Below are 24,176 nucleotides of genomic sequence, written 5' to 3'. Positions count from 1 at the left end.
TCTAACGAAAAGAGAAATGGGCAAACCAACAGGATTCCTGGAATTTACAAGAGAGCTGCCATCTAAAGTGGCTCCTCAGGAAAGAGTCCAGAATTATAATGAGTTCATCGAAAAATATTCAGATACTAAACTGAATCAGCAGTCTGCGCGCTGTATGAATTGTGGCGTTCCATTTTGCCATAGCGGTTGCCCGCTGGGTAATGTGATCCCGGAATTTAATGACGCGGTATATCATAAAGACTGGCAGGAAGCGTATAATATATTAAGCAGTACCAATAACTTCCCGGAGTTTACCGGTCGTATCTGTCCGGCTCCATGTGAAAGTGCCTGTGTACTGGGTATCAATCAGCCTCCTGTTGCTATCGAAGAAATTGAACGTCATATTATTGAGATCGCTTTCGATAAAGGGCTGGTACAGCCTAAATCGCCACGCGTACGTTCCGGTAAAAAAGTAGCAGTGATCGGCTCTGGTCCTGCGGGAATGGCAGCCGCTGCACAACTGAATTATGCCGGACACCAGGTAACCGTGTTTGAAAGGGATGATGCTCCGGGCGGATTACTTCGCTATGGTATCCCGGATTTCAAACTGGAAAAATGGGTAATCGACCGTCGCGTGAAACTGATGGAAGATGAAGGTGTGGTATTCCAGTGTAATGCGAACGTTGGCGTGAATGTAAGTGTGAACGACCTTCTGCGTGAATACAATGCCATCGTGCTGGCTGGTGGTTCTACCATCCCACGCGATCTGGATATTCCCGGCCGTCATTTCAAAGGTGTACATTATGCGATGGACTTCCTGAAACAACAGAACAAACGCGTGAGCGGCCGTCCTGTTTCCGGATCAGACATATTGGCCACCGGTAAGAATGTGGTAGTAATTGGAGGTGGTGATACGGGTTCAGACTGTGTAGGTACTTCCAACCGTCATGGTGCAATAAGTATTTCACAACTGGAATTGTTGCCAAAACCACCGGGAGAACGTACTCCTTATATGCCATGGCCAACTTATCCTATGGTGTTGAAAACATCTTCTTCCCACGAAGAAGGCGCTGCTCGTCATTGGGCTATTGGTACCAAGGAATTTACAGGAGATGAAAATGGTAATCTGAAAGGATTAAAAATAGTGAATCTCGAATGGACACTGGGACCAGATGGTCGTCCAGGCGGTTTCAAAGAGGTTCCCGGAACGGAACAGGAATTACCCTGTGAACTTGCTTTCCTGGCGATGGGCTTTGTACACCCTCAACACACCGGCATGCTGGATGAGTTGGGTGTAGAGAAAGATGAAAGAGGAAATGTGAAGGCAGGAGAAAAAGCGTTCCAGACTTCTATACCCAAGGTGTTTGCTGCCGGCGATATGCGTCGGGGACAATCCCTGGTAGTATGGGCAATCAGCGAGGGAAGAGAATGTGCAAGAAAAGTTGATGAGTTCCTGATGGGTAGCTCACAGCTGGAAAGTAAAGATCATTCTTTACAGGCGCTCGCTGTATAAATTAATTTGAATGCTTTGATTAAAATTTCTCATAAGCAGGTTTAGATTTTGTTGTAACCTTCAGCCGGGCCGGGTCTTTACCCGGCCTTTTGCTTTTATCATTCCCGCTAAATAAACATATCTTACTTTTGCATCCTTATGATGCGGTTTTTACTTTCTACAGCGCTGTTCTCCGGACTTTTCCTGTCATCTTTTGCACAGGATACTTCTATATATGATACTCATCAATTAAAAAAGGGTATCTACAAAAGCTTCAGGGAATTCCGCTCCAATCAGCCATCAGAAAATGGTAAACTGGTAGTAAAGGATAAAACCCCGGCTGCCCAGATCTACCTGCTGGCTTCCCGCAACCAGTTAATGCTACTGGATTCCGCCGGTCATGAACATAAAGTGAAAAATTTCTGGGGATATAGTGATGGAACTGCTGCATATATCCGGGATAATGGTCTTAATAAATTCGATGAAATAGGATATTACTGCCTGTACCAGGTACACGCTATTACTTCTGCCCCGGCAAACCGTGCCACAGAAGGGATCATCTTTAATAATACCCCTCCGGCCACCATTAGCAGGAAGGTATTGAATATAGTTACGGGAGATGTCTACGATCTCACGTTTTTCAATCTCCGCAGGTACATCCTTCCCCAGGATACTGCCCTGTTAAGAGAATTTAACGAAGACCCGAAGAACAAGGAAAAGTTGATTTATTACATCGAGAAATTCAACCAAAGAAATAACCCTGTCTGGTAATATAATTGCGCATTTACACCCTCTTTTTTACTGATTCCCGTTTGCGGGTACAAATTTTGTTTACTTACAGAGTTCGAACAACGAACACCCTGATATGTTTTAATCCAGTAAATTACTGTAAGTAACTATTTCATAGTGACGGTACCATCAACTCAAGAGCAACAGCATCACCGACGCCCCTGGTGGCGATGGGTTTTATGGACAGTTTTGGTCCTGTTATTATTACCAGTTATGGCTGTATTGCTTTTACAGCTGGAATCTGTTCAGGATTATATACGCAGACAAGGGGAGTCTTACCTGCAAAAGAAACTACACACCCGTGTGAAGATCGGCTATCTGCGCATAAGAGGCTGGCAATACCTGGAATTACGGAATGTATTCGTCGCAGATACCAGTTCTCAGGCTCTTTTATATTCCGGGTCCCTGAAAGTACGGTACAACTTGTTGGCAATTCTCAACAATGAGCTACAGATCAACCACCTGCAATGGGATACCTTACTTGTAAATGTATATCGCCATCCCCAGGATTCAGTTTTCAATTACCAGTTTATAATCGATGCATTTGTAAGTAAAGACAGTATTCCGGATACTGTTTCTACCAAAACCGGCACTACCATTCAGTTTGATATTAAAGACGTTACACTTAAACAGGTACGTGTAAGATATATAGATGCCCGGGATGGAATGAACGCCGTAATCACCTGGCAGGAACTCCACGTAGATCCGGATGAATTATTACTCGATGATGGGCTCTATGCTTTCCGCGGTATAAAATTAGACGGACTAAAAGGCTTCTTCAAACAGGAATACAGACCTAAACAATTGACCAGCGCTGCGCCACCACCAATAGATACCGGCAGCACTGCATTTCATCTTCTCCTTAAGAAATTAGATATCCGGAATAGCTCTTTCCTGTATGCCGATGAAGGAAACGGCATCTCCACCGCCTGGAGAATAGGAAAACTGGAACTCCTTAATTCCAGCATAGATCAGGATTCTACCCGTGTACTGATAGGAGGGTTACAGATCAGCAACACCACCGGGATATTCTCTCTATCCACAGCCCGCGATACCTCCAAACCGGTTCCAACAGATAGTACACCTGATACCTGGCAGGTACTGGCGACCAAAGCGGAACTGGAACATGTAAACGTTAAATTCGATAATAATACCGCTCCTGCCAAACGGGGCGCTGGCAGTGATCCTGATTATAACCACCTTTTACTCAGCGACTTCAATACACATATCAGCAATATTCTTTACAAACCCGATACGATCAGCGCTATCCTGCATAAACTGTCAATGACAGACCGTTCCGGATTTGCTATCAAACAGGCCCATTTTAATGTAATATTCACACCTCAATACCTTTCCTTACAAAACCTTTTGCTGCAAACAAACAAAAGCCTGCTCAGGAAACAGATTGCAGTGAATGTTCCTTCATGGTCTACTTTGTCCTACAACATGGAACTGTTGCAGCTCCGTGCCAACATGGACTCTTCCTACATTACCCTGGCAGAATGGCTACCCTTTGTGCCGGATGCCCGTCAGAACAAATTCATGAAGCCTCTCTGGGACAAAGAAATCCAGTTAACTGCTGTACTGAAAGGCTCTCTTGGCAAACTGATCATCGAAACACTGCGTATTGCTGATAACAAAGGAAACCGCATTCAGGCACATGGAGAAGTACAACACGTAACAGATGCAGATCATCTCTACGCCAACCTGTCCGATATCTATATTTTATCAGGCAACAAAGCACTGCGTTCCTGGTTACCTGCCAATACTTTACCGGATACACCCCGCTTGCCGGAATCATTACTGATTACCGGTAGTTTCCTGGGGGGCATGCAGGATATGACAACAGCTCTACAGCTGAAAAGCAGTTCTGCCAATGCAAACCTCACCGCTCATCTTGTAAATATTACAGACAGTATCCGCAGCCGTTATGATATAAATCTGTCTTCCTTCCACATACACCCCGGCATATTATTGTATGATACCACCTTTGGATGGGTAAGTGGAAACATGTCTGCCAGCGGGCAGGGGTATTCTTTCCCTGGTATGATCGCTAATGCCTCTGTACATTTAAGTGATGCTACTTACAAAGGATATACCTATCACGATATAGCTGCAAAAGCAAATATCGATAAACAACAACTACACGCAGAAGGAGAAAGTAAGGATACCAGTATTACAATGGTATTTAATGTAGATGGAACACTCAACGATACCTCCCTGCAATCTTTACAGGCTAAGCTGCAACTGGATAAAGCAGACCTGTTCGCCATACATATGTACTCCCAGCCTTTGCAACTGAAAGGTAACCTGGATGCGGACTTCAGCAGCCTGGAGCCCCGCCGCTTAGAAGGGAATGCTTTCCTCGATGGCTGGCAGATAGCCACATTGGACCAGGTTTACACGATAGATACTGTTGCCCTGACAGCACATTATCAGGATAAACAATACCTCTCATTGACCGGTCCTTTTGGTTTTATAAATGCAAATGGTTCAATAGATTATACGAAAGTCGGTGCTGCCTTCGCCCAGTTGATCAACAGACCGCTGCAACCTTATGATAGTGCGAAACTGGTACGACTTCCATCAGGACAAATACTCCAATGGAACGCTGAATTAATCTGGCCTCGCAGCCTTAAAGGCATGATGCCCGGTCTGCGGATGGAAAAACCGCTTATTATGGACGGCCGCATTAACACAGACAGCAGTTTGCTGGTACTGAATGCCGCCTTACCCAAATTAACATACGACTCCCTGCAACTGGATAGTCTTACCATGAATGCCAGTGTCGTGGATACGGCCCTGAAAGCGACCCTCTCTTTAGCACAGTTGCATCATAAAGTAGTTCCCCTGTACCATACACAGTTGAATGCCCTGGCTTCCGGCGGCAAAGTAGACTGGGACCTTTTCCTGGATGATATCAAACGGAAACCCAAATATAGGGTGGGAGGTTACGTGCAGTTCCTGCCGGACAACGCCATTTCTCTTTCCCTGAAACCAGATCTGATGCTGAACAGGCAACAATGGAAAGTAGCAGAGGATAATCACATACATATCCACAATGGTTCTCCGGATAGTGCCACTCTTAAAATATCTTACCAGGAACAATCTATAGAATTACAGACCCGGCCAGATAGTAGTAATAGTACACTGCCTGCCATACAGACAAATATCAAAGACTTTAAACTGTCTACTATCACGGCTTTACTGGCAGCAGACACTTTACTGGCAAATGGTAACATGAATGCACAGGCGCTGGTAAGCAACCTTGATAAATCGCCTCTCATCAGAAGTACTATAAAAGTAGACAGTCTGGTTTTCAGAGGTTCTAAATTAGGTACCCTGAATGCTGAAGTGGAAACGCCCGTTGCGAATCAGTATAAATTAACCGCCTCTCTTACGGGAGAAGACAATGACCTGAAAGTAGCCGGTACTTACGATACGACTATCAATGCCAATGTGGATATCAACCGTATTAATATGTCTTCCATGGAAGCATTTACGTTTGGTAGCGTCAACCGTATGCATGGTACGGCAGATGGTAAGTTCACCATCACCGGTACTACCGACAAACCAAAAGTGCTGGGTAATCTCCATTTTGATGATGCCGGCGGTACCATCACACAAATAGGGACCCCGCTTACTTTCCCGGATGAGAACATTGTGCTGGACGAGAAAGGCCTGCAATTCAATAAGTTCGTAATTGCAGACAGCCTGGAAAATGAGCTGATACTCGATGGACGCATTAATACAAAAGACTACACCAATTTTAACTTCAACCTGGATATCAATTCCGATAACTTCATGGTGCTGGGAGAACAACAAAATCCCGATCAATTATATTACGGACCTGCTTTTGTTGACACCCGTATCAAAATACGTGGCAATCTTGATCTGCCCCGTGTAGATGCTTATGTAAAACTCAAAGATAAATCCAGTATCACTGTAACGCTGCCAAGTGAAGAACCTGGCGTTGCCAACAGGGAAGGAGTGATCGTTTTTGTGGATAAATCGAATCCTATCGACTCTTCTCTCCTTAAAGCAGTAGACAGCACCAAATTCCAGAATCCCCGTTTAAAAGGATTCAACCTCTCTGGTACCGCGGAAATCACCCCGGAATCTACTATCAGGATTATCATTGATCCTATCAATGGCGACTATGTTGAAGCGAAAGGAACGGCTACCCTCAATGCTACGCTGGACCCCAGCAGTAAATTGAGCCTTACCGGCCGTTATGAAATAGCAGAAGGTAAATATGTAATGTCGCTGAACCAGCTGATCAAACGCAGTTTCTCTATAGAAAAAGGAAGTGCTATTATTTTCAGCGGAGATGCTACCAGCGCCGATCTTGACATCACAGCCAAATATACCGTGAATGCTCCGGCAGCCGATCTGGTACAGGACCAGTTATCCTCACTCCCTGAAACAGAACGTAATAAATATAAACAGCGCCTGCCTTTCTATGTATACCTGAAAATCAAAGGTTCTCTGCTGAAACCGGAAATCTCCTTTGAACTGGATATGCCGGAAGCGGATCAGAACGCCTTTAGCGGAAGCGTGTATAATCGCCTGAAACAAATCAACCAGATCCCTTCCGAACTGAATAAACAGGTAATGGGATTACTGATAATGGGTAGTTTCATTCCGGAAGATCCCCTGGCGGGAGAGGGCAGCGGAGACTTTGGTGTAAGCAACATGGCAAGACAGAGTGTAAGTAAAATTCTCTCCCAGCAGATGAATAACCTGGCCGGCAACCTGATAAAGGGTATCGATCTCAACTTCGATGTAGAATCCAAAGATGATTACTCTACCGGTTCTCAGCAGGAAACGACCAACCTGAAAGTAGGTGCTTCAAAAAAACTGTTCAATGATCGCCTTTCTGTTTCTGTTGGTTCCAATGTGATGCTGCAGGGAGAAAATCAGGCAAACCCAAGTACACTGGTAGGAGATATTTCTGTAGAATACAAACTGACCAGAGATGGCAGGTACCGTGTAAGAGTATATCAGCGTAATGATAACAGCACCGTGATTGAAGGTCAGGTAGTTGAAACAGGTGTTGCATTTGCCCTGATCATGGATTATGAGAATTTCCGTGAGATATTCCAACGCGCGAAAAAAGAAAAAACACAGACTAAGCTGCGAACTAAAAAACCCGACAGTAAGAAATAAAATGGTTAGAGGAAACTGGCATATTATACCCCGGTTGCTACCCCTGCTTGCAATTGTCTGCATCAGTGCCTGTAGTACTACTAAGACTGTCCCCGAGGGTGATCGTCTTTTTACCGGTACCAATATTAAATGGGAGGGTAAAAAGCCCCGGGATTACAGTACCCTTAGTGAACAAATGGAGAATAGCGCCAGACCCAAACCCAATAAGAAGTTTGCGGGATTGCCTTTCCGCCTGTGGTTTTATAATCTTGGAAAAGAACCTAAAGGGAAAGGACTTAACTACCTGTTAAGACATAAATGGGGACAGGCACCTGTTTTATTAAGTCAGGCCAAACCAGATTATACGGCCAACGTCCTGGAACAATACCTGGTAGACAATGGGTTCTTCCAGGCCCAGGTTACTTCAGAAATAAAAAACAGGGGCAGGAAAAAAGCTTCCATCCTTTACACCGCTACTCCTAATCTTCGTTACCGCATAAAAAGTGTGACGTACGTAACTGATAGTAGTATACTTGGTAAGGCTATCGCTGCTGCCCAAACAGGATCTTCCCTGAAACTGAACCGTCCGTACAGACTGGATAGTATCAAAGCAGAACGTAACCGCATTCATAATATCCTGAAGGAACAGGGGTACTATTATTTCACACCGGACTATCTGCTGGTAGAAGTAGACAGTACCAATAACGGAATGGTTGATCTGTTTGTAACTGTCAAACCCGAAACACCTGCTCCGGCAAAGAAGAAATACCACATGAAAAACATTACGGTGTACCCTAATTATTCCCTGGATAATGATTCCCTTTCCAGATCTGGTACTCCGATTATTTATAACCGCCTGCGTATCATAGATACTACTAATAAATTCAGGCCCGGCGTGTTTGACCGTTCTATATTCCTGAAACCGGATAGTCTTTACCGCCTGAGTTCTCATAATATTACACTGCATCGTTTAACAGACCTTGGAACATTCAAATTTGTAAAAGGAACATTCCGGCCGGTAAGAGGGGATAGCTCTCTTTTAAATGCCAGTTTCTTTCTCACGCCTTATCCCAGGCGCAGCCTGCAGGCTGAGTTGAGAGGCACTTCAAAATCCAACAACTTTGTAGGATCAGAAGTAAAAGTCACAGCCCGTAACCGTAACTGGCTGCATGGCGCCAATCTGCTGGAACTCTCTGTCTCCGGTGGATTGGAATGGCAGGTAGGAGGGAAGGCCTCTTCCGTACAAACGGGAGGTAATTCCTATAACTTCAAGACGGAAGCAGCGGTAACCATTCCCCGTTTCTGGCAACCGATATTCAAAGGATTGAACGTGCGCACACCCTATGTACCCCGCACCCGTATCAGCCTGAGTTATGAATTGTATAGCCGCAGCCAGTTATATAATCTGAACGCCTATTCTTTCAATTTCCAGTACATCTGGCGTAAGACAGAATTCCTGGAACATAAGTGGTCGCCATTCTCTATCACTTATGTATTACCTACTAAAACAACACCCGGATATGACAGCATCCTGAAATACGATCCCAGTCAACGTACTGCAATTGAAAAGCAATTTATCCTGGGAGGTAATTACAATGTTACTTTCAACAATCAATCTGCCAACCGCATCCATAGTTTTTATATCAATGGGGATCTGGACTATTCCGGTAACATTGCCGGTTTGATTGTTCCCAAAGGAGACAGTACGAAAAATATTCTGGGCATTCCTTTTGCGCAGTTTGTTCGTTTGACTGTAGACGCAAGACATTACTGGAAATTAAACAGGAAGCTTACATGGGTAAACCGTATTTATGCGGGTTATGGTCTGCCCTATGGCAATTCCAGTACATTACCCTTTGTAAAACAATACTTTATAGGAGGTAGTAGTAGTTTGCGTGGTTTCAGGGCCAGAACACTGGGTCCCGGATCTTACAGAGATACTTCCAGCCAGTACCTGGCCAATGAAGCAGGTGATATCAAACTGGAATATAACTCTGAATTACGTGCGCATCTGACTGGCATATTTAATGCCGCTTTATTTCTGGATGCCGGTAATATCTGGCTCAAAGGCATCGTACCAGAAAAACCCGGAAGTCAATTTAACGCAGGCTCCTTTGGTTCACAGATAGCGGTGGATGCCGGTGCCGGTTTACGTGTAGATGCTTCTATTATCGTAGTACGACTGGATATTGCATTCCCTCTTCGTAAGCCCTGGTTACCACAGGATGAGCGATGGGTAATTAAAGATGTAAAATTTGGCGATCCCGACTGGCGTAAGGAAAATCTAATATTGAACATAGCGATAGGATATCCGTTTTAAAAAACTATTTTATCTTGGGGGCATATCCCCCGCTATAATTTATGCCTATGAGAACTATACAATATTCGCGCAGTCTGATTGTACTATTATGCACTCTCATGTTTCTGACTTCCTGTAGCAGGAAGATTACGGAAAATGGAAAGGCATCTTATTATGCTGATAAGTTTGAAGGACATCGTACGGCCAGTGGGTCAATATTTCATCAGAATAGTCTGACTGCGGCACATCGTACTTTACCTTTCGGTACAAAAGTTAAGGTCACGAATATAGCCAATGGTCGTTCCGTAAAAGTGAGAATTACTGACAGAGGTCCTTCTGCCGAAGGCAGAGTAATAGACTTATCTAAAAAAGCAGCTAAAAAGATTGGTATGTTAAGTACGGGAGTTGCTGTGGTAGAGGTCACTTATAAAAAGAAGAAATAGCCTCGTTTTTATAGGTATCTGACAAGAAAAACGATTACCATTGGTAAAAAGCCTTAAATCCCCTACCACAAAGCAATACAAGGGAAATGCGACTGTACGGGCCTTTACCCGTTGCTTCCCTTATTACTCATTTATCTCACATTTTTGTAGTAATTATTCTATTTTTTTTGGAAATTCTCTGACAGTATTGTTATTTGCGCCGAAATCAGTTACCATATTCCATGAAAAATGCACATACTCCGCATTGTCTGGTATGTGCGTGTTTGAAGAAGCAGGATAAATGTTATCATGTGAATACTAACTGACCTCGTTGCTATTATCCTATCTCTATAAGTCCCTTTTTACCAGTTCTTTTTCCGTATAATTTATTTACGAGTATATACCCGTTTCGTATAACGGCTATGCCTAATGAGGAATGTAATTGAACGTCCGGTAATTAATATGTTTCCATATCCTATCTTACATAACCAAGTCCGCTGCCGGTGATACTCTTCATCGGCAGTTTTATTTTCTTTATTTTCCACGAACATAACTGTTCAAGGCGCTGTTCTGGCGTAAAAGGGAATGCAGATACCTGGCTGTATAACGTTGACCATTAACATTATACACAGGATCATTCGTTACTGTAGTAGTATCAGGTGAAGAATATAAAGGGAGGATAGCATTGCGGGCAAAAATATTAGAAGCAGCAGGGTCTAATATATATTGTTGATTATCATAGGGGATACGTAAGGCCTCTCTTGCCATCTTCAGATTTATAGCCAGGTTATTCACATATTCTGTAACAAACTGGTCCCTGTTAAAATCCTTTTCTGTCTGTAAGCGGGCCTTTGAAGCCAGCATTAGCTCATCCATATATTTTACAAGAGCAGGATTATAGATACTTACCTTAGGTACATAAAATTTCCAGATCTCATTAATCCCATCCAGTGAAGCAATGGCCTCTGGTAAACTATTCCCGGCCTGTGGTGAATCAAATCCGCTTAATCCAAGTGACATAATGCGTACTAACTCCAGTCTCATCGCATCAAATAATTGTGCATCAGTGGGTTGGATCACTTCACTCTCTTTTTCCAATCTTCCCATAACCGATTTCAGTTTACGGACTTCTGTATAAGCCCTGTCTGGTTGCAGTACAGGAAATATCGTTGTTTCCAATGCCTGGAAATTCTGTGTCTCTTTGCCCGCACCATTCATAAACTGTGCTGTATAAGGATGGTAGAATTCTATTACCAGTTCTATCTTTTTATATGCGAGTCTCGTTTCTTTAAAAGCATGCTGCACAGCTTCTGCAGACTGGTGTTCCGACAGCGCCTTACAAAGCAGGTCCACTTTTTTATCAAGGTTATCCACAGACTGATGATACCACTGCCGGGTGCTGTTTACAGCAAGTGTATCGTTGCTTTTCAATTCAAAAATACTGTAGGCACAAATTATCAATAAGAGCAGGCTCACAACGATAACGGACAGTCGCATAGTATACTTTTTATAAGTCAGTAAATATCAAGGCTCTGTATCCTCATCATGGTGAGATGTCGGTAACAGTTGCAGGTTCTACTAAAATAACCTTTACATGTTAACTCCCTGTTACGGCAATTTTAAGTTATTTTTATCTTAGCGGAATTACTACTCAGGATGCAGAAACAGAATATTATTTTACCGATACAGGGAGTGCTGGGAACCTTAAATCCTTTTAAGGAAAAAAAGAAACAGCGGATCATGAATTATAATCCGGTGACGGGTCCTTCTACCCGCAGACCCGCTTACTGCGAAAAAATCAGCGTATTTGATTATGACGCAGATACTTGTGAAGAGATCACTACTCAGGATGACTCCGCTGTATTCCAATATCTTGATAATTCAAAAGTTACCTGGATCAATATAGATGGTATCAATAAGGAGATGGTGCATAGGATCTCCACCCGTTATAATATCCACACACTACTGGAAGAAGATATTATGAGTATTGGCCAGCGGGCCAAAATGGATGAAATAGGGGACTACCTGTTTTGTTTATTACCCATGGTGTATTTCAACGAGGAAACTTCTACGATAGAACAAGAGCAGGTAAGCATTGTACTGGGAAAACATTTCCTGATCTCTTTTCAGGAAGATGCTGCCCGCGATGTATTTGATAATGTACGAGGCAAACTGCGCATCAGGCATTCCCGCATACGCAGTGCCGGGACGGATTATCTTTGTTATTCCCTGCTGGATATTATTGTAGACAGCTACTTCACAGTGATAGAGAAATTGGGAGAACGTATAGAGCAGATGGAAGAGTGGATCCAGCATCAGCCCAATACCCGTACACTTGCCCGGATAAATTTCCTGCGCCGGGAACTATTGCTGTTAAGACGAGCCATTGCGCCGGTACGGGAACTGATCAATGGTTTCCTCAAAAGTGAAAGTGATTTGCTGGACGAGCGTACTATTAAATATTTCAAAGACGTTTACGACCATATTATCCAGGCGAATGAGCTGACGGAGAACTACCGGGAAATGATCCTTACGCTCCAGGAACAATATCATACCCAGATCAATATCAAGATGAATGAGATTATGAAAGTACTGGCGGTTGTTACCACACTAATGGCCCCTCTTACATTTGTAGTGGGTATTTATGGTATGAACTTCGACAATATGCCAGAGATACACACACAGAATGGCTATTTCTTTGTGTTGGCAGCTATGCTGGTAATGCTGATAGGAATGATCATCTTTTTCCGTAAGCGTGGCTGGTTCTAGCCTTTTACTTTTTCTTGTAGATAGGTACTGTTGAACAAGGTTCCCCGTACATAATGCTTTTTGCCACCGGGCGAAGCAGGCGGGTAATCTCTACATAGGCTGCTTCTCCTGCACCTTTATCCCCACAACCTTTAATCACGATCCGTTGATCAGCATATTCATTTACATCAATCTCACCCAGTTTTTTCATAAACTGCGTATGGTGTAACGCTGCTTTGGTTCCAAAACCGGCAAAAGTGGCTACTGGTTCCAGGTAAGTCATTACTAACATATATCCCCAGAAGGGTATTACTGCATCTGCTGAACAGGTGATGGCTACAATTTTATTACGGTATTGTTCCCAGTCCCACGACTGTAATTTTGCACGGAAGTCTTTCTCTTTCAATATCATCTCCATGAACAGATGTTCCTTCATATCAAACTCAACAATCTCTTCCTGCGGATAGTAATCTTCCAGGTCCAATGTAATAAGACCGCTCTGCGCTACTTTATTAACAATCTCTTCCATAATCCACGTTTATACAAAATTACTAAAAATGTATGGGTAGTGTACAAATACAAAAAGCCTCCCTGTCGGGAGGCTTTTGCATATAATCAGTTATATAATTTCCTTAAAAGAACTTAGCCCTGTTGTCTTCTACTTTATTCAGTTTCTTCAGCACTTCAAACAACTGACCGCTCTGACCATCAAGCATAGATTTGATACCTTGCTCATACGCCCTGGCAGTACCTGCCGGATCCTGAGGCTGTGTATTTGGCTGGTAAGCATCTACTCTTATAATATATACACCACCATTACCTTCGATAGGAGCAGATACTTTAGCAGGGCCCCATGCTTTGTTGAAAGCAGCACCTACTACACGAGGTTCAAAACCCATAGATGCGATGAAAGGAGTACCAAAGTTGATACCATCTGCTTTCATTTCCGGCTGGCTAACTGCTTTCGCGGCAGCTTCCAGGGAAGCAGGTGATTTCAGTTTTTCTATAATCTGGTCTGCTTTTTTAGCTTTTCTTACTTCAGCTTCTACCTGAGGTCTTACTTCATCAATTGAAGCAGTACCTTCTTTGCGGATACCATTCAGTACGGCTACTACATATTTATCTTCAAAAGTAAATACGTTACTAACATCCCCTTGTTTAGCATCATATGCCCAACGTACCAGTTCACGAGCCTGACCAACACCAGGAATTACGAAATCCATCGGACGCAGGTTATCTGCGATACGTTTGTTAAGGCCTTTTTCCTGGATAGTTTTTTCGAATGCTTTCTGATCGTGATTCTGAGAAGCGAATTCGTTGGCAGCCGCATAAGCTCTGCTGTCTGTTTCCTTGCTGGCGTCAACCGGTTTACCGAGGTAAGCCACTTTAATAGCAGGACCGATATTTTTCTGATCCAGAATTTCAATCAGGTGATAACCGAACTGTGTTTTAACAACACCGATTTTACCTTTAGGGCTTTCCATTGCGAAATCTTTGAATTCTTTTACAAATGGAGTAGCAGGAGTGATGTCATATTCTCCACCGGTAGCTTTACTACCTGGATCATCAGAATATTGTTCAACCAGTGCTTTGAAATCAGCACCGCCTTTTACAGCTCTTTCGATACTGTCTATACGGTTCTTGGCAATTGAATCCGGTAAGCCGGCGCCTTGCTGATTTTTAGTGGCTATTAATATATGACGCACTTTCACACTGTCCGGCATTGTTTTGCGATCAATCATTTTCGCAAATACGATCAGGTTGTTATCATAATAAGGACCGAACACGGTTCCTACCGGTAAATTTGCAATAGTATCTTTCTGCGGCACCATCAGTGCTTTCTTTGAAACGTAACCGTCAAAGTAAGCGATGTCTGAATTACGCTTGATAAAGTTTTCAATATCGGCAGCGCTGGTAGTATCCAGTTCAGCTTTAGCTTCGAAAAGTGATTTCAGTGCAACTGCAGTATCTGCGGAAGAAGGTAATGCGTCGAAAGAAATGTATTCTACTTTACGGGCTTCCTGAGTTTTGAAAAGCGCCTTATGATTATCAATATATTTCTGCAATTCATCGTCGCCCACTTTAATAGTGGAGTCAGCTATAGAAGCATAAGGAACAGATACATATGATAAGGAAGCAAATTGTGCATTATCCTTGGTCTGCTGTTCAGCCAGCCATTTTGGATAATAAACAGCCTGCTTGATAAGGGAAGTATATTTTTCCTGCAGTCTTGATTTCAGAATATATTGTTCCAGTTGCTGTAATGCAGTACGCATTCTTCCTGTCTGGTCCTGACCGATGCTCTGTAAAGCCTGCTGCATTTGTGCGCGATCGAACTGACCGGTCTTAGGATCAGTGAATTGCTGAACAACAACCGGGTTTGGATTTTTACCATTAAACTGGTCAACAACCTCAGCTTCAGTTACCTGAATTCCCAGTTTGTCATACTGAGCATTCATAATCTGCTCATTTAAGAAATCATTCCATACCTGCTCACGTGCATACTGACGGGTCTGTTCATTAACGTTTCCGTTAGGAGCCTGCTGGCGATACCTGTTTACAGCTTCTTCGATGCGTTGTTGATACTCACTGATATCCAGTTCTTCTCCGTTTACTTTACCAACACTGGTAGAACGGCGCATCATAGAACTCTTGCCAAAAAAGGCATCCTGCAACAGGAAACTAACAATAGCCAGGCAAATCACTACGACGATTACCACAGCATACTTATCCCGGATCTTCTGAATAACTGACATATATTATATAGTCTAATTTTTAAGGAAAGCAAAAATAGAATAAAATTACTGTAACTACAAAACAGTTTTTTTTAGCTCAAACCCAATACAGTAAAGGGTTTCAAGTAAAATACAAGAAGTGTAATTAAGGGTTCATTCACAGGTTATCCACATTTGTTACGATTTTTCTCCCAGGTTGTGCATAACATGGAACATAATTAAGACAGCCACAGGCATTAATTTGATGATTTGACATATCGGAAAAGTATAGGTTTCATTATTCACATTTTTCAGATGCCGGTATCTTCATCCACATAAAAATGTGTATAAAAGTGAATGTAAAACTAAAAAAGCAAAATCACCATCTTTAAAATTTTTAATTCTCTTTATCCACATGGGTTGTTAAAAACTCAGGGAAAAAGGTCCAACATAGTGGGAAAAACCATGAGTTCAGGACCGTAAAACTAATTTTGTTATTTCCAGGCGGGGTAGTTTGAGGTATAAAAGTGCCTTTTTGTGAATTGTTATTAGTCTCTGTTAACACTTTCTTAATACACCTGGCACTATAAAAATATACACGAACAAGGATATCCACGGGTGTGGATGAAAGTAGGTAAATTCAATACTATGGCTCATCTGCATTGTTAATTTCGTGTGGATAGCTGATACGAAAAGAATAACAACTACATTTGTATCAGAAGCAAAAATTAACTTTTCACATATTCACACCCCTAATAGTAGTGGGTTCTTTCTTTATTTAAATAATAAACTAGATATATAATTATGATGAAGGAGCTGAACATTGCAAAAAATGAATTGCAACGAAAAGGTTTCCTGGATTTGCCCATTGATGTGCGCCTGGATCTTTTTGCGGAAATAGAAAGATTGAAAAAAGAGAAAAACGCAATTGTCCTTGCACACTACTACCAGGAACCGGATATCCAGGACGTGGCAGATTACATCGGTGACAGCCTGGGCCTGAGTCAACAGGCTGCCAAGACCGATGCTGATATTATCGTTTTCGCCGGAGTGCACTTCATGGCGGAAACAGCAAAGATCCTGAGTCCACAGAAAAAGGTACTTTTACCAGACCTGAAAGCGGGTTGTTCCCTTGCTGACAGCGCTCCTCCTGAGTTATTCAGACGCTTCAAAGAGAAACATCCTGATCATCTCGTGATTTCCTACATAAACTGTTCTGCAGGTGTCAAAGCTCTCAGCGATATCATTTGCACGTCTTCTAATGCCGAAAAGATCATCGAAAGCGTCCCCAAGGACCAACCGATCATTTTTGCCCCCGACAGGAATTTAGGGGCTTATTTGGCCCGTAAAACGGGAAGAGACATGTTACTCTGGAATGGAGCCTGCATGGTGCATGAGATTTTCTCCCTGGAAAAGATCACAAAACTGAAGATCAGACATCCGAAAGCCAAGGTGATAGCGCATCCGGAATGTGAAGCAGCTGTACTTGCCATTGCTGATTACATTGGCTCCACTACGGGCCTGCTCAAATATACCCTGAAGGATGATGCACAGGAATACATCGTGGTAACCGAAACAGGTATCCTGCATCAGATGCAAAAAGAGAACCCTGGTAAGACTTTCATACCAGCGCCACCGAACAATGCCTGTGCATGTAACGACTGTCCGCATATGAAACTGAACACATTGGAAAAGCTGTATCTGTGCATGGAATATGAGGAACCTGAGATCACAATGAACGAAACACTGCGCATAGCTGCTAAGAAGCCTATTGAAAGAATGCTGGAGATAAGTGCTCGCTACGGATTGTAGTTAATTAATTGATTTATAATAGTATATAGTTATTATTTTATTTAATATAACATAAACACCCTGTTATTTGTATAACAGGGTGTTTTTTTATGCTCAGGAAGGCTTTATAGATGAAATAAATGATAGGTATCCTTACCAATCTACCGGTAATTTGATTCTCGGAGCCTTCAAAAAAGAAGGCTTTATAGATGAGATAAAATAAAATATCCGGGGAATACTACGGAATAACTAATTCTCAGCGCCTTCCCTGATTTGAGGTTATTAGACAGTTATCCACATAGAGTGCACAAATGACCTTATCCAAGTCCGCCATTACAGGAGAGAATTGATCCATTGATATACCCATTTGAAATGACACTCAAAATGGCAGAAGCGACTTCTTCCGGCTGACCAACCCTGCCTACACAAACTTGTTTAGAGAATTGTTCAAAGGTTGCTTTCTTATCCTGCTCATTTAAAAAGTTCCACCAGCTCGTATCTATTACTCCGGGAGAAACTGCATTTACACGAAGTGGTTGTAATTCCTTTGCAAGAATAGGGATCATCATTTCCAATGCGCCGTTAATTGCTGCAAGTCCGGAAGTACCTGGTAAACGTGCATCAGTTGAAGCAGCTGTGATGATGGTGATACTTCCTCCTTTTTCAAGATAGGGTAGAGCTGCCTGCATGGTCTGAACATGTGGCCAGAACTTAGCTTCAAATCCTTCTCTTAAATCAGCTAATGAGAGAGAGGAAAACATACCACCACCTTTTGCACCACTAACTGTAATTACGAGATGATGAAACTTACCATTTGTTGAGAAGAATTCCTGAAGTGCCTGGCTATTTCCACTATCAAGTAAAACGGTGTTGATGTTTGGGAATTCGGTCTTTACTTTTTCAAGTTTGCTGGTATCCCGACCGGTAATTGTAACCAGGGCATTTTGTGAAGAGAGCAATTGGGCAGTTGCCAGTCCTATTCCGGATGAACCACCGGCAATAACTACTTTCTGATTTTGCAAATTCATGATCTGTTTTTTAACAGATCAAAGTTGCAAAGATTGGTGGGCTATAAATTGTTTGAGCTATGCAATGTATTGATTGCATTATGCAGAAACTATTGGTTCCGGTAAGATAGAGGTGTTTGATCTGTAAGTTTTTTAAAGAAATGACTAAAGGCAGCGGGTTCACTAAAGTCAAGTTGATATGCAATTTCTGCTGCGGAGAGGGTAGTGTTCCTCAATAAAACTTTTGCTTCCTGCACTAACATTTCATCAATAGCCTCCGAAGCAGTTTTTCCTGTTTTGTTTTTTATAATTCTGTTTAGATGATTAGGTGTTACGTGAAGGAGACTGGCATAATCAGCTACTTGCCTGAGTTCTAAAAAGTGCTGGCTGACTAGCTTATGAAAGGAGGTTACCAGGTTTGTGCCGGCGTCAACGCCTGCCTTTTCTAATCCTTGTTTTTCATAACTACGTTTGGCTGTTAGTAAGAGAAGATATAAATACATTCTCACTGCAGTAATTCTTCCAGACTTTTCCTGTTGTACTTCCTTATTTATTTGTAGGAAGATAGCGGTCAATTCTTCTATTTCTGCAGTGTTGCAGCATAAAAGTTGTGTACCTGTATAACTATAAAATGGAAACTCCTGACTTATTTGCCCGGGAGGAATTAATGTTTCTAAGAAGGAGTCATCAAAAAGTATATAGTACCCAAAGGTATCAGGACTAATATTCCATTTTGAATGTACCTGCCCGGGTATGGAAAAGTTAAGACTTCCTGGTTTTACATGAAATTGTTCTAAACCAATCTGCATGTCCAATGATCCCTGCAACATAATACCTACTCTGTAGAAGTTAGATTTAGCAGGACCATAACTACTTTTCATTCCCTCTGTGGAGTATATTTCAAAACCAGGGATATGTAGATGTGATGGAAGTTGATGATATCCGAAGGAAATATTGATACTGGTATCCCGGTGATGTTCCTTATGGGAAGGGTCTAATTGGTAAGTGGGTATGGTATGTGCAGATGTTTTCATACGCTGTTAAATTAAAAATGATCAATCATAACTGCTATAATTGATCATTTGAAGAGGAGGGGAAGAACTAAATGAGCTCTTCTACCCAGATAAAGTCAGCTTCAGTTTTACGGAGAGAAAGATTATATCCTGCAACCATGATAGAGATAGGATCTCCCAGAGGAGCAATCTTTTCAATCTTTACTGTTTCTCCGGGAACACAACCCATCTCCATCAGCTTAATGTAGAGATCATCTTTCTCAAAGGATGTAATCACTGCACTTTTTCCTAAAGCAAGAGAAGACAATTTAATGGCGCCTTTTTTCATCTTAATTATTTGATCTTTTGATTCAGATGCTTCCCTACTTAGTATATAATTCCTTTTGCTGTGATACTATGTTTGGATACCCTGTGTTTGTTATGATGATGTAAAGGTAGGGGGTAGGAACCAATTCAGCAAAGACTGATATACTGCTAATTAGAAATTTCACTATACTTTTACATTCGTAATTAATAATGACATATGGCTATCAACTTTACACCTCATGAGGTGAAGTTAAATCTTAAGAATAAGACAAAACTAAAGGCCTTTTTAAAGGAGAGTTTTGCAAGGGAAGGACAAGGATTGAAGAGTTTACAGTATGTTTTCTGTTCAGATGAGTATCTTTTAGAGATAAATCAGCAGTTTTTACAGCATGATACCCTTACTGATATAGTAACCTTTGAGTTGGGAACAGATCCAAAGGTAACAGAAGGGGAGATTTATATTAGTGTAGACAGGGTAAAAGAGAATGCTTTTAAGTTCCAGGTAAGTGAGGAACAGGAGTTGCATCGGGTAATTTTCCATGGAGCTTTACATTTATGTGGATATAAAGACAAAGGAAAGGTTCATGCAGCTACCATGAGAAATAAGGAAAATGAATACCTCTCCCTTTACTTTGGTGATAAGTAATTTGTGTATGTTCCACGTGGAACATAATGATTCATATCTGGGGGAAGGGTACTCAAAACTAATTAAGATGTTCCACGTGGAACATCTTATAATGTCCTTCCTTCTATGTAATTTTGCCTCCTATTCAAACTAACTTATGTTTCCATCTTACGATGTTATAGTGGTAGGCGCAGGACACGCCGGTTGTGAAGCAGCAGCTGCAGCAGCAAATATGGGGTCCAAGGTTTTATTGATTACAATGAACATGCAGACTATTGCCCAAATGAGTTGCAACCCAGCAATGGGTGGTATAGCTAAAGGACAAATAGTAAGAGAGATTGATGCACTGGGTGGATACTCTGGTATTGTTACCGATCAGTCCATGATCCAATTTCGTATGTTGAACCGTTCGAAGGGACCTGCTATGTGGAGCCCAAGAACACAGAACGATAGAATGTTGTTTGCTACAAAGTGGAGAGAAGCTTTAGAGCAAACACCTAATGTGGACTTTTACCAGGATATGGTAAAGGGTTTATTAGTAAAAGATGGTCAGTGTTATGGAGTAGTAACGGGGTTGGGGCACGAGATAAAAGCAAAATCTGTAGTACTTACCAATGGAACTTTCCTGAATGGAGTAATGCATATTGGAGATAAACAGTTCGGTGGAGGTCGCGTGGCAGAAAGAGCAGCTACCGGAATTACCGAACAACTGGTAGAACTTGGGTTCGAAAGCGACCGTCTGAAAACAGGAACTCCTCCAAGAGTAGACTCCAGAAGTCTTGATTATTCCAAGATGGAAGAACAAAAAGGGGATGAGGTAATTACAGGATTCTCTTATCTGGATGTTGAAAAGATAAAACCGGAACAACAGAAAAGTTGCTATATCACTTATACAAGTGAAGCAGTACATGAAATGTTACGTACCGGGTTTGATCGCTCCCCAATGTTTCAGGGAAGAATTCAAGGTATTGGTCCACGGTATTGCCCAAGTATCGAAGATAAAATCAATAGGTTTGCTGAGAGAGAAAGACACCAGTTATTTGTAGAACCTGAAGGTTGGAACACCGTAGAAATTTATGTGAATGGATTTTCTACCTCCCTTCCTGAGGATGTTCAATACAAAGCATTACAATTAATACCCGGTTTTGAGAATGTAAAGATGTTCCGCCCAGGGTATGCGATAGAGTACGACTACTTTCCACCAACACAATTACAGTTCTCCCTGGAAACAAAACAGGTACAAAATCTGTTCTTCGCAGGGCAAATAAATGGAACAACAGGATATGAAGAGGCAGCTTGTCAGGGATTGATGGCCGGAATAAATGCTCACCTGAAAGCAACCGGTCAACCTGCATTTGTGTTGAAAAGGAGTGAAGCATATATTGGGGTGTTGATAGACGATCTTATTAATAAGGGAACTGATGAACCTTATCGCATGTTTACTTCACGTGCAGAATTCCGTACACTGTTAAGACAGGACAATGCAGACCTCCGTCTTACAGAAAAAAGTTACCGTATGGGATTGGCTAGTCAGGAAAGAATGGATAAAGTGAAAGAAAAACAGGAAGGAGTAGAGAAGATAAAAGCAATACTGAAAGAGTTACCGATAGATCCTGAAGATATCAATCAACTGTTAATAGAAAAAAATACTGCTCCCTTAACCCAGAGAATTCGTGCTTATCAGATATTACTCCGTCCTTCTATGGATATTTTCATCATGAAAGAGCATGTAGCAAAAATGAAAAGTGCTCTCGCAGGGTTCAGTAATGAAACATTAGAGCAGGCAGAAATTCAGGTGAAGTATGAAGTATATATAGAAAAAGAAAATGAACTGGTGAAAAAAATGAGTCAGTTGGAAGACTTAGTAATTCCAGATAGCTTTGATTATGCTAAACTGGTTTCATTAAGTACAGAAGCAAGACAAAAATTTAATAGAATTCGCCCTCGTACTCTTGGTCAGGCTAGTAGGATTAGTGGTGTAAATCCAAGTGATGTTCAGATTTTGATGGTGTATATGGGAAGATAAAAAGACACTTATTTGTCCAAAATAAAAATACATGCTTTTCTACAAGCATGTATTTTTTTTGTTTATATTCGTCTTATATCGAAATTGTCCCTCAAGATTTATAAAAAATGGCACTATGAAAACAACTGAGTTTACAACTGATTCCAAAAATGAGCAGCTTTATAGACACTAACCAAAATAAATAACCTGGGAAAAGTATATCAATATATAGCTACTTCTAAATTTTGATAGAAAAACTTCTGCTTTGAAAAACTCATCACCTAATTATCTGTCTCAGGTAATTTTGTAAATCAATAAAACAAGTAATACCTGGCGTAAGAAATTTTCCCATAAACAATGGGTATCAATATATTTCTATTTGCAGCTTATAATGTTGTAAAAAGATATCAATTAAAGTGAAGGTTAAATTAGAAGTATAAAAACACCCGGTCCGTTTCTTCGGGCTGGGTTTTTTATTAAAAAAGATATAATTAGTTGATAATCAATGGTATAAGAATTATAATAACGACCTCATTATCTCCTTAAATTTAAACGATCGTGATAGGAGTAATATAATTGGATCAAAAAGGGGGTAATTTGAAAATTGGTGCCTTAAAATACGTTTTCCGGATTTATTCCTTATTTCGTAAATTACTCTTACCTAAATAAGCTTTCCAACATGCTTAATACATTACTTGCCTACACCAGCTTACTACTCGCTTCCATCCCGCAACCAAAAACTGATACAACGGGCAATGAAAGTTTTTTACTGATCGGTACCTACACTAAAAATGCTGACCAGGGAATCAATGTTTATTCTTTCAATAATGTAACCGGTACGCTACGTTTTGTTAGTATTGCCAAAGATGTGGATAACCCATCTTATCTGGTGATAGCTCCGGACAAGAAACATGTGTATGCCGTGAATGAAAATAAAGAAGGAGGGGTGAGTGCTTTTGAATGGGATACCACTACGGGACAACTGAATTTTTTAAACAAACAACCTTCCGGGGGAGAAACACCCTGTTATGTCAATACCGACCAGGACGGTAAATATGTAATAGTGGGAAATTACGGAGGAGGAAGTTTTTCTGTTCTTCCGGTAAAAGAAGATGGAAGATTGGAAGGACCTGTTCAAACAATTGAACATACCGGTTCGGGAGCAAATAAGGAACGCCAGGAAAAACCACATGTGCATTGTGTAGTATTTAGTCCTGATCACCAATTTCTGTATGTCTCAGATTTGGGAATTGACCAGGTAGCCATTTATAATTATCAGCAGGGGGATGTTCAACCCCTTGTCCCGGCAACGCCAGGCTTTGCTCCATTAGCTCCGGGGGCCGGACCAAGACATCTCGTGTTCCATCCAAATGGAAAGTGGGTTTACGTGATCCATGAGTTGGATGGAAAGATTACCGCTTTCAATTATAAAAAAGGAGCACTTGTCGGTTTCCAGGAGATATCCACAATACCAGAACAATTTAAGGGACAAATCTCAGGAGCAGATATTCACACTTCCCCGGATGGTAAATTTTTGTACGCATCTAATCGTGGAAGTTTAAATAATATAGTCATATATAGTATAGATCAGAAAAATGGGCATCTTATAAAAAAAGGACAACAATCTTCCGGAGGTAAAACGCCAAGGAATTTTATGATAGATCCTTCAGGCAATTTTCTGCTGGCAGCAAATCAGCAAACGGATAATGTAGTAGTTTTTAAAAGAGATAAAATTACCGGCCTGTTAAAATTAACTAAGCAGGAAATTAAAGTACCCGCACCGGTATGTCTTAAAATGATCGGAAGTAATTAGGGTACGGTAATTGTGGAAATTCTAC

At 41.5% G+C, this 24,176-nt stretch carries 16 protein-coding genes; 10 read left to right on the top strand and 6 right to left on the bottom strand.

The window, feature by feature from the left end:
* The first annotated feature begins 16 nt into the window (after positions 1 to 16).
* From GO495_RS17850 to GO495_RS17830, 5 genes are all read left to right on the top strand, one after another.
* Complete coding sequence (locus GO495_RS17850) at positions 17 to 1,492, top strand: glutamate synthase subunit beta (RefSeq protein WP_157301092.1); 1,476 nt, start codon at positions 17 to 19, stop codon at positions 1,490 to 1,492.
* A 138-nt stretch (positions 1,493 to 1,630) separates the two neighbouring features.
* Positions 1,631 to 2,242, top strand: a complete 612-nt coding sequence (locus tag GO495_RS17845; RefSeq protein WP_157301091.1) for a hypothetical protein — start codon at positions 1,631 to 1,633, stop codon at positions 2,240 to 2,242.
* 231 nt (positions 2,243 to 2,473) lie between these two features.
* Entirely contained in the window at positions 2,474 to 7,429 is a 4,956-nt protein-coding gene (locus GO495_RS17840) for a translocation/assembly module TamB domain-containing protein (protein ID WP_157301090.1), read from the top strand.
* A gap of 1 nt (position 7,430) precedes the next feature.
* Positions 7,431 to 9,728 (top strand): translocation and assembly module lipoprotein TamL, encoded by a 2,298-nt coding sequence (tamL, locus tag GO495_RS17835; protein WP_157301089.1) that lies wholly within the window; start codon positions 7,431 to 7,433, stop codon positions 9,726 to 9,728.
* Between the two features lie 47 nt (positions 9,729 to 9,775).
* Entirely contained in the window at positions 9,776 to 10,150 is a 375-nt protein-coding gene (locus GO495_RS17830) for a septal ring lytic transglycosylase RlpA family protein (RefSeq protein WP_157301088.1), read from the top strand.
* A 513-nt stretch (positions 10,151 to 10,663) separates the two neighbouring features.
* On the opposite strand, the gene GO495_RS17825 is transcribed toward GO495_RS17830, so the two are convergent.
* Complete coding sequence (locus tag GO495_RS17825; protein ID WP_157301087.1) at positions 10,664 to 11,626, bottom strand: hypothetical protein; 963 nt, start codon at positions 11,624 to 11,626, stop codon at positions 10,664 to 10,666.
* A gap of 159 nt (positions 11,627 to 11,785) precedes the next feature.
* Here GO495_RS17825 and corA point away from each other — a divergent pair, with 159 nt between their 5' ends.
* Positions 11,786 to 12,898 carry a magnesium/cobalt transporter CorA gene (corA, locus tag GO495_RS17820; RefSeq protein ID WP_157301086.1) on the top strand — a complete coding sequence of 371 codons (1,113 nt, stop codon included), beginning with the start codon at positions 11,786 to 11,788 and terminating at the stop codon, positions 12,896 to 12,898.
* A 4-nt stretch (positions 12,899 to 12,902) separates the two neighbouring features.
* Here the strand turns inward: corA and GO495_RS17815 are convergent, their stop codons facing one another.
* The gene (locus tag GO495_RS17815; RefSeq protein WP_157301085.1) at positions 12,903 to 13,406 is read right to left on the bottom strand and encodes a DUF2480 family protein; all 504 of its coding nucleotides are present in this window, start codon (positions 13,404 to 13,406) and stop codon (positions 12,903 to 12,905) included.
* A 103-nt stretch (positions 13,407 to 13,509) separates the two neighbouring features.
* On the bottom strand, positions 13,510 to 15,633 hold the full coding sequence (locus GO495_RS17810; RefSeq protein ID WP_157301084.1) for a peptidylprolyl isomerase: 2,124 nt from the start codon (positions 15,631 to 15,633) through the stop codon (positions 13,510 to 13,512).
* Positions 15,634 to 16,395: 762 nt separating this feature from the next.
* Here GO495_RS17810 and nadA point away from each other — a divergent pair.
* On the top strand, positions 16,396 to 17,403 hold the full coding sequence (nadA, locus tag GO495_RS17805; RefSeq protein WP_240915255.1) for a quinolinate synthase NadA: 1,008 nt from the start codon (positions 16,396 to 16,398) through the stop codon (positions 17,401 to 17,403).
* Between the two features lie 296 nt (positions 17,404 to 17,699).
* On the opposite strand, the gene GO495_RS17800 is transcribed toward nadA, so the two are convergent.
* From GO495_RS17800 to GO495_RS17790, 3 genes are all read right to left on the bottom strand, one after another.
* A complete protein-coding gene (locus GO495_RS17800; RefSeq protein WP_157301083.1) occupies positions 17,700 to 18,410 on the bottom strand; it encodes an SDR family oxidoreductase in 711 nt (236 codons plus the stop codon).
* An 89-nt stretch (positions 18,411 to 18,499) separates the two neighbouring features.
* Positions 18,500 to 19,423, bottom strand: coding sequence for an AraC family transcriptional regulator (locus tag GO495_RS17795; RefSeq protein ID WP_157301082.1), 924 nt, complete (start codon positions 19,421 to 19,423; stop codon positions 18,500 to 18,502).
* 67 nt (positions 19,424 to 19,490) lie between these two features.
* Positions 19,491 to 19,730: a FeoA family protein gene (locus GO495_RS17790; RefSeq protein WP_157301081.1), complete on the bottom strand. Its 240-nt coding sequence runs from the start codon at positions 19,728 to 19,730 to the stop codon at positions 19,491 to 19,493.
* 195 nt (positions 19,731 to 19,925) lie between these two features.
* Here GO495_RS17790 and ybeY point away from each other — a divergent pair, with 195 nt between their 5' ends.
* The 3 genes from ybeY to GO495_RS17775 all read left to right on the top strand — a co-directional run bounded on the left by ybeY (position 19,926) and on the right by GO495_RS17775 (position 24,151).
* Positions 19,926 to 20,354, top strand: coding sequence for an rRNA maturation RNase YbeY (gene ybeY, locus GO495_RS17785; protein WP_157301080.1), 429 nt, complete (start codon positions 19,926 to 19,928; stop codon positions 20,352 to 20,354).
* 136 nt (positions 20,355 to 20,490) lie between these two features.
* Positions 20,491 to 22,359, top strand: coding sequence for a tRNA uridine-5-carboxymethylaminomethyl(34) synthesis enzyme MnmG (gene mnmG, locus GO495_RS17780; protein WP_157301079.1), 1,869 nt, complete (start codon positions 20,491 to 20,493; stop codon positions 22,357 to 22,359).
* Between the two features lie 658 nt (positions 22,360 to 23,017).
* Positions 23,018 to 24,151, top strand: coding sequence for a lactonase family protein (locus GO495_RS17775; protein WP_157301078.1), 1,134 nt, complete (start codon positions 23,018 to 23,020; stop codon positions 24,149 to 24,151).
* The last annotated feature ends 25 nt before the right edge of the window (positions 24,152 to 24,176 follow it).

The sequence above is a fragment of the Chitinophaga oryziterrae genome (assembly GCF_009758125.1).
In the GTDB taxonomy this organism is placed as follows: Bacteria; Bacteroidota; Bacteroidia; order Chitinophagales; family Chitinophagaceae; genus Chitinophaga; species Chitinophaga oryziterrae.
This window is presented reverse-complemented; position numbering and strand designations above follow the sequence as displayed.